Below are 13,126 nucleotides of genomic sequence, written 5' to 3'. Positions count from 1 at the left end.
TGCGTTCGCTCACTCTTTTGCTCGCACTGTTGTTGCCTTCGCCATGCGCTGCACAAAGCTGCAACTTCTCGGCTACCAATATGAACTTTGGCGCGGTCGATACCTTATCGGGCACCCCGGTCAATTCGACATCTACGATAAGTGTATCCTGTTCCGGCGGGCTCCTGGACCTGGGCAAGCGGCTTCTGATTTGCCCCGACATCGGCGCCGGCAGTGGAGGAGCATCGTCGGCCGCGGCGCGCCAGATGTTGAACGGCAGCAGTTCTTTGAACTATCAGCTCTATTCCGACAACGGCCGAAGCGTGGTGTGGGGATCGAGCAGCTGGTCCTATCCATCACGCGCACCGGTCTATGCGCTGACAATGGCCCTGCTGAATGGCTCGTTGATCGGCGCAACCGGCAGCATGACGGTCTATGGAGCTGCGCTCGGCTCTCCGTCGACGGCAGTACCGGGGTCGTTTACGTCCAGCTTCACATCGACCTACACCTCCTTCTATTACAGCTACAGTAGTGCGACTACCTGTTCTGCTCCCTCTGGAACGATTGGAACCGCGTCGTTCAGCGTCAATGCAACCGTCGCCGCCAATTGCCTCGTCACTGTCCAGAACATCGATTTCGGGACACAAGGCGTATTGAGCACGAATGTCGATGCCACGGGTTCCGTCACGGCAACCTGTACGCCGGGCACGACCTATACGATCTCCTTGAGCGGTGGCGGCGCGAATGCTCCGCCGACGGCGAGAAAGATGGCGAAAGGCTCGGAGACGGTGATCTACGGCCTCTATAAGGATATCAGCCGGTCGCAGCCCTGGGGCGATGCCAATACGCCGGGCAGCACCGTCGCCGGAACCGGAACCGGCAGTGCTCAACTGTTGACGGTCTACGGCCGAGTGCCACCGCAGACCACACCATCCCCAGGCACTTACACCGATACCGTCGTGGTGACGCTCACCTACTGACCACGAGTTTCCAACAAGCAGGTTCGGATGATCTCGGTCACAGCGAAGCGTGTCAGGCCGCGCTTGCGCCGCTCTGGCCGCGTCTCGAGGCGGAGATTGCCGTCTGTCCAGTCGTCTTCTCGGACGAGCAGACCAAATTGCGCCCGTTGCGCTTGGCTTGATAGAGCCGGTTGTCCGCAACGACGACCAGCTTTTCCCAATTTTCGAACATGCATTGCGCCTGCCAATCGACGCCGAAGCTCGCGGTCACCTTCAAGCCATGCTCATCGCTGACGACGGCTTGCGCCAATGTTTCCCGCAGCCGCTCGGCCGTTGAACGCGCCGAGGCCTCGGTGACGTCGCCCATTACAACGATGAATTCCTCACCGCCGTAGCGGGCGAATAGATCGGCGGCGCGCAGGCAGGGGCCTAGAATCTGCGCCGTCCTTTGCAGCACCACGTCGCCGACGGCGTGACCGTACCGATCATTGATCGACTTGAAATGATCGATATCGAACATGATGATTGCGAAGCCTCGGGAGCCCGCTGTCGGGGTCGCGAGCAATTCCTCCACCGCATCCTCCAACGCGCGCCGATTGAGAAGGCCAGTGAGTGCATCCGTCTGGGAGAGACGTCTCAACTCTTCCGTCATCGATTTGCGCTCCATTTCCAGGTGCCGTTTGAAGCGCTGCTGCTCACGCAAAAGGTCGAGACGCAGGAACAGCTCCCGCATTTCACGTCCGGCGTGAGGTATCGGTGGCGGCGTCGTAAGGTTGCCGACGGCAATCTCGTCGATTTGTCGCATGACGGCCAGCATCGGTCGAAAGAGCGAACGCCTGAGCACGTAGGCCAGCCCAATCACAACCGATACCGCCATGACGGCAAGCAGTGCGGAGATCAGCATAGCTCTCAAGGATTTCTGCTGTACTTCTCCAAGAGAATTCAATGCCGCGGTTTCGATGAGCTCACGCAGCTTCTCGGTCGATTTCATTCCAGGCACGTATTTCGCTGTGAACTCTCCGGGTGTGAGGGCATCGCTCGCATTCGGATCAAAGGCGACGCGCTGAGCGTAAGGCAGCGCTCCGGCAAAGTAACTGACCGTCACCTGATCCAACAGTCTTGCCAGAGCCTGGGAGTGCAATGTAGCGGGCGCATAGGTTTTCAGCAGCGCTTTCACTTCAAAAAGCCGGTTCAACTCGTTGTCGAACGCAGCTCTATAGTGGGAACGGGCCTGCCCCTGCGAGGCCAGCATTATGACGACATAGGAGCCCAGCCTTCCGGCACGCTCTCTGAGCGTTCCGGCCATCGAGGTCAGCATGACTTCGGCGGCTGTCTCAGGCGCCAGCGCAATGACCGAGCGGCCGGCGACATCCCGGTAATCCTGGGCGCGATCCGCTGCACAGAACATCGCCTGTATGGCGTCGGCGATCCTTGCGCCGCTGCGCTCGCCGCGTGGCAAGGCGGTCACTGCATCGACCGCCTGACGGCCGCTCTCCAGCTGAGCCTTAAGCGCCGTGAATGCGCTGCGCATTTCCGCGGACTGGTCTATTTCCGTTTTAAAGAGCGCTTCGAGCTTGGCGATATCCTTGTCGGTTGCTTCGCGGCTTGCTTTCAGATCGGCGGTAAATTGTGCTTGCTCACCCTCCGAAGCGCCCATCAGACTGTTTGCAGGACCGCGTTCTCTCGATATCGTCGCGGCCGCATGCAGTGCAGTATGAAAACGGCCGAATTCGATCACGCCGCGCTTGTAGTTGAGATAATCCGACAGGCTGAAGGCAATCGTCGAGCCCGCCATCATCAAGCAAACCATGATAACAGCTACCGCGCCGATCCATTGTAGCTGTTGAATTTTAAGCTGCGACAATAAATGCTCTCCAAAATCACCGTCTATCGCGGATTACATCAGATTTGATGGAATCTTCACTTAACGAACAGGCTTAAATCTTTCTCATGTTCTTTAAGTCCGCATATCCGAACAGTCGGCCTGACATGACAGTCTTGCGCGCGGGATGATGGTTTTGTCGATCTTGAGCCGCAATTATATTGCGGCTGGTTGCCGGCGTCGTGCTCCTCCGCGCATGCGACAGGAAAGAATAGTGCCGAAAATGCGTTCGCGGCGCTTATCGCATCTGCTTGATAGCGAACCTGCTTCATCAAGCGTTCTTGCCGGGCAAGTCTAGTTTTGGAGAAAAATCGAAGGCATCAGGTTGGCGCGGGCCGAATAATGTGGCTGGCCGACGACATGGGATATTACCAGCGCATAGACCAGGATAGAGCCGACTACGATGACGATGCCGCTAATGGGAAGCCCAATTTTTGACTTGGGAGCCGTCGACGTATCCGGCGGATTCTCGCGGATGGCCTCTCTGGTGACTTGATCCGCTGTTGCAAGGGGAAGCTGCAACTCCCTTTCCATGCGAGCCTGCGCATCAAGGTGCTTGCCGTATCCCGCTGCGGGCCGAAACTGGATGACTTCGCCCATTTGTCACGCGGTCCCTTTCACCGCTTTCGGTTATTGGCCATTTTCCTGGCTGTCGTCATTATTGTTATAGTCGACACGAACCACGACTTTTTCCGGTCGTTGCTCGCCATGCGGAACGATCACAGTCACGATACAACGATTCTCGCGAGGCTTGACGGATAGGAGGCGTCCCTTGGTCGTCGACAGAACCTGATCCACCGCACTCGAGCAATCCTGAACATTGTAGGTGCTTTGAGTGATTTGACCTGCTATTGCGGAGCCTGCAATCGAAATTCCCGCAAGTATCGTTAGGACCCTGATCATGCTTCCACTATACCTCAACGAAGGCAAGGAAGCGACAGCAGTTCGCAACAAACCAAGTCTATTTGCGTCATCTTTCCTGCTGTGTGGCAGAAATCACAGAGGCTAACATCAGCCGGCAGACATGGACTTTCCTGGCGAATTCATGGATGGAGATGCGACGCAGCCTGCTGCCCTCGCCAAAGATTGCGTGCCATCGCGCCATCGAGATCAATCAGTTCGTCCCTGGGAGAACGATGCTTACTCTTGAAACCTCCCGGCTCGTTCTCAGGCCTTGGCAGGATAGCGACGCCGCTCCTTTTGCAGCCGTAAACGCGGATGAACTGGTTCGCCAATATTACTATCCGAGCCTGCTCACGGCTGCCGAGACGGATGAGCTGATCGATGAAGCCAACGCGCAGTTGGCCAACGAAGGTTTCGGCTTCCTGGCCGTAGAGCGGAAAGCCGACGGCGCACTGATTGGCGGCGCGGGTCTTTCACGCCCTGGTCCGGAGGTTCCGGGCAATTTTCCATTGGAGATCGGTTGGATTCTGGGGCGTGCATACTGGCGGGAGGGCTATGCGGCGGAAATCAGCCGGCGTTGCCTGGATTTCGCCTGGCAAGAGCTGCAGGCTGATTGCGTGATCGGCTATACGTCGGCGATCAACATTCCTTCCCGCCGCGTGATGGAGAAAATTGGCATGGTCTATATCGAGGGCGGTGATTTCGATGACATCACCGTGCCGCCAGGCCATATTCTGCGACCGCACGTGCTCTATCGCATCGACCGCCCCAAGCAGGAAATCCACGAATGAACAGAAGTAAGCCGTGACGAAAGCTGCGGATCGGCAATTCTTCGTTCTTGTCTCACCCGTGCTCTTAAGCGAAAAACTTGCCATGAGCATACCGACATCCCACCCTTTCGACTTCGATCCCACCTACGGCATGCAGCTTGCGCAATTGCAGGCGATAGAGACGCCGGAAGCCCCGGCGGGCTTCGACGATTTCTGGCAGCAGCGCTACAGGGCAGCCGTCGACGTCGATCCGCAACCCAGGCTTCGCCACAGAAAGCTGCGCCACGATAATTGGCACGTCTTTAATATCAGCTACGCGTCGACAGGGTCGTTTCAGATCAATGGCTGGCTACTCATTCCTCGCAGCGGTGAGGTGCGGCGCGGCCTCATTGTCGGGCACGGATATGGCGGAAGAGACCAGCCGGAATTCGATTGGCCGGTAGAAGAAACGGCGATCCTTTTCCCCTGCTGCCGTGGGCTTTCCCTCAGTGCCAGCCCAAAAATCCCTTCGGACGCATCGGGCCATGTCCTTTGCGGTATCCGAAACCGCGATACCTATGTTATCGGCGGCTGCGTGGAAGACATCTGGCTCGCCGTCTCGACATTGGAGACCCTCTATCCCTGGCTTGCCGGCCATATCGGCTATAGTGGCATCAGTTTCGGTGGCGGCATCGGTGCCCTGGCAATTCCTTTCGATGCGCGGATCAGGCGCGGCCATCTCATCGTCCCGACTTTTGGCCACCGGCAGCTATGGCTGACACTGCCAACCGTCGGCAGCGCCCAATCGGTGCAGGCCTATCAGGAAAAGCACGGCAGCGTTCTCGAGACACTGCGGTTCTTCGATGCTGCGATCGCCGCGCGGCGTATCACTGTGCCGATGCTTGTCGCACCGGCGCTTTTTGATCCCGCCGTCGCACCACCCTGCCAGTTCGCTGTCGCAAATGCACTGCAGAAATTTAACGAAATCTTCATTCTGGATGCCGGTCACTTCGATTATGCTGGCGGCGAACAGCAGAACGCAATTCTGCGAGACAAGGTCGGGCAATTCTTTAAGGTGCTATGAACCGCGAATACCTGTGCTGGTACAGTCCTCGGCTGCATCGCGACATGGAGTTGCTGGTGTTCGGCCATGCCGGCGCCAAGGTATTGGTATTTCCCACCCGCGACGGTCGCTTCTGGGAATATGAGCAGGTCGGCATCGTCGCGAGCCTCGCGGACAAGCTGAATGCCGGACAGCTTCAGCTCTACTGCGTCGAGGGACTGGCAACCGAAACCTTCTACGGTTTTCATCGCCCTCCGGCCGAGCGCATTCGCAGACACAATGCTTTCGAGGAATATATTCTCAACGAAGTCCTGCCGCTGATGGCGCAGAAGAACGGGCACGAGTGCACCATCGTTCACGGCTGCAGTCTCGGCGCTTTCCAGGCCGCAAGCCTGGTTTTTCGCCACCCTCACCTCTTCCGCAAGCTGGTCGCCTTTTCCGGCCGTTACGATTTAACGACGAAGGTCGAATCCTTCACGGATCTATTCGACGGCTATTACGACGACGATATCTATTTTCACACCCCGACGCATTTTCTGCCGAGACTTGCCTGCGAATGGCGGTTGGAGAGCCTGCGCCAGATCGACATCGTGATGGCGATCGGAAATGCCGATCCCTTCTTCGACAACAATCGGTATCTGAGCCACCTGCTGGCTGACAAGGGCATCGATCATCGGCTGCATGTATGGGATGGGCGCGCCCATCAGGCAGGCGCATGGCGGCGCATGGCGCCGCTCTACATCTAGCGAAGCGGGTTTCCGGTCGCTCAAGCAAGCCCGACCGGGATCGGCCGTAGCGCCTTGTGCGTGCCGTAATCACGCTCGTGAGATTTGCGATGCTGCCGTTCGGAGCTTGCGGAAAACTCGACCAGAATACGTTCCATCATGCCATCCGGATAGGTTCCGGTATCATCGGTTGCTACTTCCGATTGGGCAGTCACGATCTTCATATTCATTTATAGTCCTCCGGCTCTGCACGGAAACCCTTGATTCCAATATCTGTTCCATTAGTATCTCAACAATTGTTAAAAAATTAACTACGTTCGTTAATCAAATCAGTCCACAGATCCTAAAGCTTGAACGGGTGAGTGGATTGGAACATTCTCGTAATCGTGACGTTCAGTCTCTGATTTGATTAGGGGGATTGATGAACCGATCCAAATCGCCCTGGGCGTGGCTCTTCTCGTTGCCGGCGAAACTGCAGACACCGATTTCGTTATAGCCAGCCGTCGAGGTCCGAAGGGACCTCGCGCGAGTTTGCAAGCCTTCGAGTAATCACTGTCTCATCGACGGTTAGACTGGAGCAGATCATGGCCCTCGTAATTACATCGATCATCCTCGCACTCATCGGTCTGGCGCTCGGCGGTGGTGGGCTGTGGCTTGCACTGCTCGGTGGAAGCCTTTTTTATCTCTTGGCCGGTCTCGCCTTCTTGGTAACCGCTGTCCTGCTCTATATGCGGAAAGCCGCCGCGCTCTGGTTCTACGCGATCTTCGTGCTGGCAGCGCTTGGATGGGCGATATGGGAGGTCGGTTTCGACTGGTGGCAACTCGGCCCGCGCGGCGGGTTGATCATTCTGATCGGTCTCTGGCTATTGACGCCATGGGTCCGGCGCCCGCTGGGCTTTCGCAGCTTGGACGGCGTTCACTACGGGGCCAATCCCTGGCCGCTCGCGATCCCCTTGATCATCGCTATCCTCGTGGCCGTCTATTCGATGACGACAGATCCACATGATCTCTCCGGCAGTCTGCCAACGACAATGGCTGCGAATGCCCCGATGGGCGGCGATGTACCGGATGGTGAATGGCATCAGTATGGCAGAACCTCCTTCGGCCAACGTTATTCGCCCCTCGATCAGATCAATGCGCAGAATGTCGCGAACCTCAAGGAAGTCTGGCGCTATCAGACCGGCGATGTGAAGCGTCCAGACGACATTGGCGAGACGACCTATCAGGTTACGCCGCTGAAGATCGGCGACACGCTCTACATCTGCACACCCCATAGCCTGGCGATCGCCATCGGTGCGACGGACGGCAAGGAAAAATGGCGCTACGACGCCAATGCCGGCATGAACCCCAACCGGCAGCATCAGACCTGCCGCGGCGTCTCCTATTACCATGACACGGCAGTTGCCGCAGGCGCGCCTTGCGCCGATCGCGTCTATCTGCCAACTTCGGATGCCCGATTGATCGCGCTCGATGCCGCCAACGGCAAGGTTTGTCCGAGTTTTGCCAATCAGGGCACCCTGCATCTTGAAACCGGCATGAAATACAATCCGGCGGGCTATTACTATTCGACATCGCCGCCCGTGATCGTCGCCGACAAGATCATCATCGGTGGCGCGGTGAACGATAACTACTCCACCCAGGAGCAATCCGGCGTCATCCGCGCCTTCGATGCCCGGACCGGCGCACTGCTCTGGAACTGGGATTCGGGCAATCCCGATCAGACGGCGCCGCTGCCTGCCGGGCAGACCTATACGACCAACTCACCGAATAGCTGGTCGGTTTCCAGCGCCGACGAAAAGCTCGGCATGGTTTATGTTCCGCTTGGTAACCAGACGCCCGACCAGCTGGGCATGGGCCGCAGCGCCAATGTCGAACGCTTCTCCTCCTCGGTTGTGGCGCTCGATATCAATACCGGCCAGCTCAAATGGGTGCAGCAGTTCGTCCATCACGATCTCTGGGATATGGACGTGCCGGCCCAGCCCGTGCTCGTCGATCTGACCAAGGCCGACGGCAGCACGGTTCCTGCGCTGGTTGCCTCGACCAAGCAGGGCGATATCTACGTGCTCGATCGCCGCACCGGCGCGCCGATCATTCCCTTCAAGGAAATCCCCGCTCCCGGCGGCACCATTCCGGAAGACCATGCCTCGCCGACACAGCCGATCTCCGATCTGACCTTCTCGCCGCCGCCCTTGCAGGAAAAGGACATGTGGGGCGTCTCGCTGTTCGATCAGCTCGCCTGCCGTATCGCCTTCCATCAGCATCAATATGAAGGCCGCTACACGCCCCCGTCGCTGCGCGGCTCCATCATCTTTCCCGGCAATTTCGGCACCTTCAACTGGGGCAGCGTCGCCGTCGACCCGGAACGGCAGATCATGTTCGGCATGCCGACTTATCTCGCCTTCACCTCGCGACTGGTGCCGCGCGCCGAGATTCCGCCGAAGGGAGCCGGCGACAAGGGCAGCGAACAAGGCCTGAACCGAAACGAAGGTTCACCCTACGGCGTCTATATGGGTCCGTTCGTCAGTCCGCTCGGCATCCCCTGCCAGGCACCGCCTTGGGGCTATGTCGCCGGTGTCGATCTGAAGACCGGCAAGATCGCCTATAAGCACAAGAACGGCACCGTCCGCGATATGACTCCGCTGCCCCTTCCCTTCAAGGTCGGCGTTCCCGGCATTGGCGGGCCGATCGTTACCAAGGGCGGAGTAGCGTTTCTGGGGGCAGCCGTGGACGATTATCTCAGGGCATACGACGTGACGACTGGAAGACAACTCTGGGAGGCGCGTCTGCCGGCAGGTGGCCAGGCGACGCCGATGACCTATACCGCCAGCGACAACAAGCAATATGTCGTCATAGTGGCCGGAGGTCATGGCTCGGTTGGAACGAAACCGGGCGACTATGTGATCGGTTATACGCTGCCATGACCCCATGATGGAGCGGCGCTAAGCCGCTCTCTTCTGCCAAAAAGCCCGGCTTAGCTCTTCGAAGAGCGGAGGCCATCCTCAGCGCCATCATCCCCGACATCCACGGGAGGTTCCCAGCCGAAGACGCTGCGCCCGCCATAGGAGAAGGAGCGGTCGAATTCGCCCGCAACGATCTCCTTGAGATCGGGGCCGGTGACATAGCGCTCCAGTATTCTCGATTGGTCATCCAGGCGCTTCAGCGCAGACAATTCTTCATCGCGACCGAGACGCCCTTTCCTGACCGCTGATTTCATCACGTTGATGGTCTCGTCGTAGACCTTCAGCGGCACCGGAAAGGGATGCCGGTCCTTGCCGCCATGGGCGAGCGAGAAGCGCGCGGGATCGGAGAAGCGGCAAGGTGCGCCATGAACGACTTCGGCAACCATCGCCAAAGCCTTTACAGTGCGTGCGCCGACGCCGGGCGTCAGAAGCAGATCCTCGAAATCCACCGGACCACGATCGGCAGCCGCGGCGAGATTTCCGTGCAGGCGCCGCATGTTCACGTCTTCCTGACGCACATCGTGATGTGCCGGCATGATAAGATATGGCAGCATCGGTTGCGCTTCTTGTTCGCCGATCGCTGGAATTTTCCCTTCCAGGGCGTTGAATTCCCGGACGATTTTATCTGGCCCCAAGGAGGCGAGCAAATCGAGCTGACCGTTGCGGGAGCGGTCGGCGCGTCGATCGGCGAGATTGATGATTTCGCCCTGCTCGCGCCCCTCGATGGCAGAGTGTGGTGAATCCAGGAAGTTCGTCAAACCCTCCGATAGCCAATGATACCGCCGCGCCTGCCGCCGTTCATCGTTCATACCCTGCTGGATAACGACCCACTTGCCGTCATCGGCGACTATGAAACCATGCAGATAGAGATTGAAGCCATCCTGCACGGCCGCGCTATCCACCTTCGCGATCAGCCGGCTTTTCATGGCAAGGGACGCGCCGTCGAGGCCGACTCGATCGCCGATATGAATGAGCTCGTCCGGCGTCTTGCGCGAATGCGCGCCGCGGCCGCCGCAGACATGAATGCCGAGCTCGCCCGAAAGCGGCGTCAGGCCGCGCTTCAAGGCACCGAGAACGCTTGTCGTGATCCCCGAGGAATGCCAATCCATGCCCATGACAGCGCCGAAGGACTGGAACCAGAAGGGATTGGCGAGACGGCGAAAGAGCTCGTCACGCCCATAATGCTGCACGATTGCTTCGGTGATGACGGCACCCAGGCGTGTCATGCGATCGCCAAGCCAGCGCGGTACGCGGCCGCCATGCAGGGGAAGATCAGCTTTGCCGGCTCTCTGTGCCAAATCCACGACTCTCGTTCTTTACCGAGACATTGTAGTCCCGGCAGCGAAGATATGCCAATCGCAACGCTTAGCGATCAGTGGAGGTCGTACCGTTGGATTGTGATGGGATTAGGCCAATACCGGTGTCGGCGCAAAATCCTGCATTGCCCCCGAAAAGGGCTTTGGCAATGGCGAGGCGTAGGAACTGCGCTTGCTGGTGGATAGGCCCAGAGACACCAAAGTTTCGGCCTGCTTGACCGCTGCGGCGACACCATCCACGACCGGGACGCCGTAGATCGACTGCAGTTCTCTTGCAAGATCGGTCATCCCGGCGCAGCCGAGGACGATGGCTTCTGCTCCGTCTTCGGCAAGCGCGCGCTCGATTTCCGCGCGCAGCTTTCCGATTGCGCCCGAAGACGAATCTTCAAGCTCGAGCACAGGGATGTCGGAGGCGCGAACCTTTGCCCGCGCGCCCATGCCATAACGATGGACAAGATTGTCGATCAGGATGCGTGAGCGTTCGAGCGTCGTCACCACGCTGAAGCGCTGTGCCAGGAAGCCGGCCGTCGCGACGGCCGCTTCGCAGAGACCGACGACCGGAACGTCGCAGAACATGCGTGCGGCCTCCAGGCCGGTGTCGTCGAAGCAGGAGATGATCGCCGCGTCATAGCCTTCGGCCTGCCTCTCCCTCAGTTCGCGCAGCATGCCGGGCACGGCGATAGCTCCATCGTAATAGCCCTCGATCGACGCCGGCCCCATCTGCGAGGTGGCGGCGATGATCTCCGTGCCGGGACCTGCTACGGCACGCGCAGCGATTGCCGCCTTCTCCGTCATGGAAGCGGTCGTATTCGGATTGATGAGCAGCAGGCGCATGATCTCAACTTTTCTTGGCTTGGCGGCGGCCGAGCATGGTCATGACCGCAAGCGCCAGCAGAATGATGGTGAAGGAAAAGAGCGTCGTCACCGTCCCGAGCGCATAGAGCACCGGCGTCGTGACGTTGGTCGTCATCCCGTAGATCTCGAGCGGCAGGGTATTGTATGTACCCGATGTCATGAGGGTGCGGGCGAACTCATCATAGGATAGCGTGAAGCCGAAGAGACCGACGCCGATCAGACTCGGGGCAATCATCGGCAGTACAACGTGACGGAAGGTTTGCCAGGAGCTGGCGCCAAGATCGCGAGCGGCCTCCTCATAGGCCGGCGAAAACCGGTTGAAGACCGCAAACATGATCAGCACGCCGAAAGGCAACGTCCAGGTCAGATGCGCGCCGAAGGCAGAGGAATACCACGCCGGCGCAATGCCGCCCTGCTGGAAGACGACGCCGATCCCGAGCGAGATGATGATGGATGGGACGACGAGACTCGCAACCGTCGCATAGAACAGGAATGTCGATCCGCGGAACCGGCGGCGAAAGGCGAGCCCTGCCAGCAGCGAGACGACAACGGTCACGATCATCACCATAACGCCGAGGATCAGCGATCGCTGGAACGAGGCACCGAAATCGCCAACCGCCTGCTTCTCAAAAAGATTGGCGAACCAATGCAGCGAGACGCCATTCAACGGGAAGGTCAAGCCGCCATCCGGCCCCTGGAAAGACAGGATGATGACCGCCGACAGCGGACCATAGAGAAACAACACGAAGATCGTGAAGAAGATCGCGAGAACATAAAATTCCAGGCTGCGCTTTTCACGGTTCATCCTAGAGCTCCTTGCGGATATCGACGATACGCAGGATGGCGGCAACCATCAGCAGCACGACGATCAACAACACCACCGCATTCGCGGCGGCTGCCGGATATTGCAGCAGCGACATCTGGTTCTTCATCATCAGCGCGATAGACGCACTCTGGCCGCCGGACATCACCTGCACGGTGGAAAAATCCGCCATGACGAGCGTGATGACAAAGATGCTGCCGATCGCCATTCCGGGTTTGGCAAGCGGGATGACCACATTCCAGAGCACCTGCCATCCGGTGGCGCCGGCATCGCGCGCTGCCTCGAACAGCGAGCGGTCGATGCGCATCAGCGTATTGAAGATCGGCGTCACCATGAACAGCGTGTAGAGGTGCACCATCGCGAGTACGACGGCGAAATCGGAATAGAGCAGCCATTCGATCGGCCGCGGGATGAGGCCCATCTCGATCAGCGTCGAATTAACCAGCCCGTTGCGTCCGAGGACCGGTATCCACGAAATCATACGGATGATGTTGGACGTCATGAAGGGCACAGTGCAGACCAGGAAAAGGATCATCTGCGTCGAGGTTCGGCGAATGTGAAAAGCTAGGAAATAGGCGACCCAGAAGCCGATAAAGAGCGTTAGCGCCCAAACAATTGCTGTGAATTTCAACGTGTTGAGGTAGGTTTTCCACGTAACCCACGAACCGAGCGTATCGGTATAATTCGTGGTCAGGAACGCCGGATAAAGGCCCGCGAAATCATAATCCCAGAAACTGACGATGCCGATCATGGCGATCGGTAGCAGGAAGAAGAAGCCGAGAATGAGAAAGAGCGGCGTTGCCTGCAGATAGGCAACCGCCCAGCCGGGCACGGCAAAGCCGCGTCGGGCGTTCTGAGTTTCCTGCTCCGCATCCGAGGAAGCGATTGTCGCCATGGTCCGGCTTCTCCATT

13 protein-coding genes are annotated in these 13,126 nt (G+C 58.6%); 5 read left to right on the top strand and 8 right to left on the bottom strand.

Translation table 11 applies throughout. From position 1 onward, the window contains the following. Positions 1-80 precede the first annotated feature (80 nt). Entirely contained in the window at positions 81-959 is an 879-nt protein-coding gene (locus I8E17_RS23285) for a spore coat U domain-containing protein (RefSeq protein WP_229002145.1), read from the top strand. A gap of 52 nt (positions 960-1,011) precedes the next feature. Here the strand turns inward: I8E17_RS23285 and I8E17_RS23280 are convergent, their stop codons facing one another. The 3 genes from I8E17_RS23280 to I8E17_RS23270 form a co-directional block, all read right to left on the bottom strand. After that, positions 1,012-2,802: a GGDEF domain-containing protein gene (locus tag I8E17_RS23280; protein WP_069615552.1), complete on the bottom strand. Its 1,791-nt coding sequence runs from the start codon at positions 2,800-2,802 to the stop codon at positions 1,012-1,014. 312 nt (positions 2,803-3,114) lie between these two features. Continuing rightward, positions 3,115-3,420 carry a hypothetical protein gene (locus I8E17_RS23275; RefSeq protein WP_069615551.1) on the bottom strand — a complete coding sequence of 102 codons (306 nt, stop codon included), beginning with the start codon at positions 3,418-3,420 and terminating at the stop codon, positions 3,115-3,117. 30 nt (positions 3,421-3,450) lie between these two features. Next, positions 3,451-3,723, bottom strand: a complete 273-nt coding sequence (locus tag I8E17_RS23270; protein ID WP_113451333.1) for a hypothetical protein — start codon at positions 3,721-3,723, stop codon at positions 3,451-3,453. Between the two features lie 233 nt (positions 3,724-3,956). Here I8E17_RS23270 and I8E17_RS23265 point away from each other — a divergent pair, with 233 nt between their 5' ends. The 3 genes from I8E17_RS23265 to I8E17_RS23255 all read left to right on the top strand — a co-directional run bounded on the left by I8E17_RS23265 (position 3,957) and on the right by I8E17_RS23255 (position 6,281). Beyond that, positions 3,957-4,514 (top strand): GNAT family N-acetyltransferase, encoded by a 558-nt coding sequence (locus tag I8E17_RS23265; RefSeq protein WP_069615698.1) that lies wholly within the window; start codon positions 3,957-3,959, stop codon positions 4,512-4,514. Positions 4,515-4,596: 82 nt separating this feature from the next. Beyond that, a complete protein-coding gene (locus I8E17_RS23260) occupies positions 4,597-5,556 on the top strand; it encodes an acetylxylan esterase (RefSeq protein ID WP_069615697.1) in 960 nt (319 codons plus the stop codon). Then, on the top strand, positions 5,553-6,281 hold the full coding sequence (locus I8E17_RS23255; protein ID WP_069615550.1) for an alpha/beta hydrolase-fold protein: 729 nt from the start codon (positions 5,553-5,555) through the stop codon (positions 6,279-6,281). Before I8E17_RS23260 ends, I8E17_RS23255 begins: the two co-directional genes overlap by 4 nt. Before the next feature lie 20 nt (positions 6,282-6,301). Here I8E17_RS23255 and I8E17_RS23250 read toward each other — a convergent pair whose 3' ends face one another. Beyond that, the gene (locus I8E17_RS23250) at positions 6,302-6,490 is read right to left on the bottom strand and encodes a hypothetical protein (RefSeq protein WP_069615549.1); all 189 of its coding nucleotides are present in this window, start codon (positions 6,488-6,490) and stop codon (positions 6,302-6,304) included. A 354-nt stretch (positions 6,491-6,844) separates the two neighbouring features. Here I8E17_RS23250 and I8E17_RS23245 point away from each other — a divergent pair, with 354 nt between their 5' ends. Further along, positions 6,845-9,181 carry a glucose/quinate/shikimate family membrane-bound PQQ-dependent dehydrogenase gene (locus I8E17_RS23245; RefSeq protein ID WP_113366733.1) on the top strand — a complete coding sequence of 779 codons (2,337 nt, stop codon included), beginning with the start codon at positions 6,845-6,847 and terminating at the stop codon, positions 9,179-9,181. Positions 9,182-9,231: 50 nt separating this feature from the next. Here the strand turns inward: I8E17_RS23245 and I8E17_RS23240 are convergent, their stop codons facing one another. From I8E17_RS23240 to I8E17_RS23225, 4 genes are all read right to left on the bottom strand, one after another. Next, positions 9,232-10,518 carry a DUF763 domain-containing protein gene (locus I8E17_RS23240; RefSeq protein WP_069615547.1) on the bottom strand — a complete coding sequence of 429 codons (1,287 nt, stop codon included), beginning with the start codon at positions 10,516-10,518 and terminating at the stop codon, positions 9,232-9,234. 108 nt (positions 10,519-10,626) lie between these two features. Continuing rightward, on the bottom strand, positions 10,627-11,370 hold the full coding sequence (locus tag I8E17_RS23235; protein WP_069615546.1) for an aspartate/glutamate racemase family protein: 744 nt from the start codon (positions 11,368-11,370) through the stop codon (positions 10,627-10,629). Positions 11,371-11,374: 4 nt separating this feature from the next. Next, positions 11,375-12,196: an ABC transporter permease gene (locus I8E17_RS23230; RefSeq protein ID WP_069615545.1), complete on the bottom strand. Its 822-nt coding sequence runs from the start codon at positions 12,194-12,196 to the stop codon at positions 11,375-11,377. A 1-nt stretch (position 12,197) separates the two neighbouring features. After that, on the bottom strand, positions 12,198-13,109 hold the full coding sequence (locus I8E17_RS23225) for an ABC transporter permease (RefSeq protein WP_113366732.1): 912 nt from the start codon (positions 13,107-13,109) through the stop codon (positions 12,198-12,200). Positions 13,110-13,126: the final 17 nt, after the last annotated feature.

Source organism: Rhizobium sp. AB2/73, assembly GCF_020871915.1.
Classification (GTDB): Bacteria; Pseudomonadota; Alphaproteobacteria; order Rhizobiales; family Rhizobiaceae; genus Rhizobium; species Rhizobium dioscoreae.
Note: the sequence above shows the minus strand (reverse complement) of the source record. Positions and strands in the feature narration are given on the sequence as shown.

Excerpts from the sequence above, each read along its gene's own strand:
- I8E17_RS23285 (WP_229002145.1), top strand. The coding sequence starts at position 81 with ATGAACTTTGGCGCGGTCGATACCTTATCGGGCACCCCGGTCAATTCG.
- I8E17_RS23275 (WP_069615551.1), bottom strand. The coding sequence starts at position 3,420 with ATGGGCGAAGTCATCCAGTTTCGGCCCGCAGCGGGATACGGCAAGCAC.
- I8E17_RS23270 (WP_113451333.1), bottom strand. The coding sequence starts at position 3,723 with ATGATCAGGGTCCTAACGATACTTGCGGGAATTTCGATTGCAGGCTCC.
- I8E17_RS23265 (WP_069615698.1), top strand. The coding sequence starts at position 3,957 with ATGCTTACTCTTGAAACCTCCCGGCTCGTTCTCAGGCCTTGGCAGGAT.
- I8E17_RS23260 (WP_069615697.1), top strand. The coding sequence starts at position 4,597 with ATGAGCATACCGACATCCCACCCTTTCGACTTCGATCCCACCTACGGC.
- I8E17_RS23255 (WP_069615550.1), top strand. The coding sequence starts at position 5,553 with ATGAACCGCGAATACCTGTGCTGGTACAGTCCTCGGCTGCATCGCGAC.
- I8E17_RS23250 (WP_069615549.1), bottom strand. The coding sequence starts at position 6,490 with ATGAATATGAAGATCGTGACTGCCCAATCGGAAGTAGCAACCGATGAT.
- I8E17_RS23245 (WP_113366733.1), top strand. The coding sequence starts at position 6,845 with ATGGCCCTCGTAATTACATCGATCATCCTCGCACTCATCGGTCTGGCG.
- I8E17_RS23235 (WP_069615546.1), bottom strand. The coding sequence starts at position 11,370 with ATGCGCCTGCTGCTCATCAATCCGAATACGACCGCTTCCATGACGGAG.
- I8E17_RS23230 (WP_069615545.1), bottom strand. The coding sequence starts at position 12,196 with ATGAACCGTGAAAAGCGCAGCCTGGAATTTTATGTTCTCGCGATCTTC.
- I8E17_RS23225 (WP_113366732.1), bottom strand. The coding sequence starts at position 13,109 with ATGGCGACAATCGCTTCCTCGGATGCGGAGCAGGAAACTCAGAACGCC.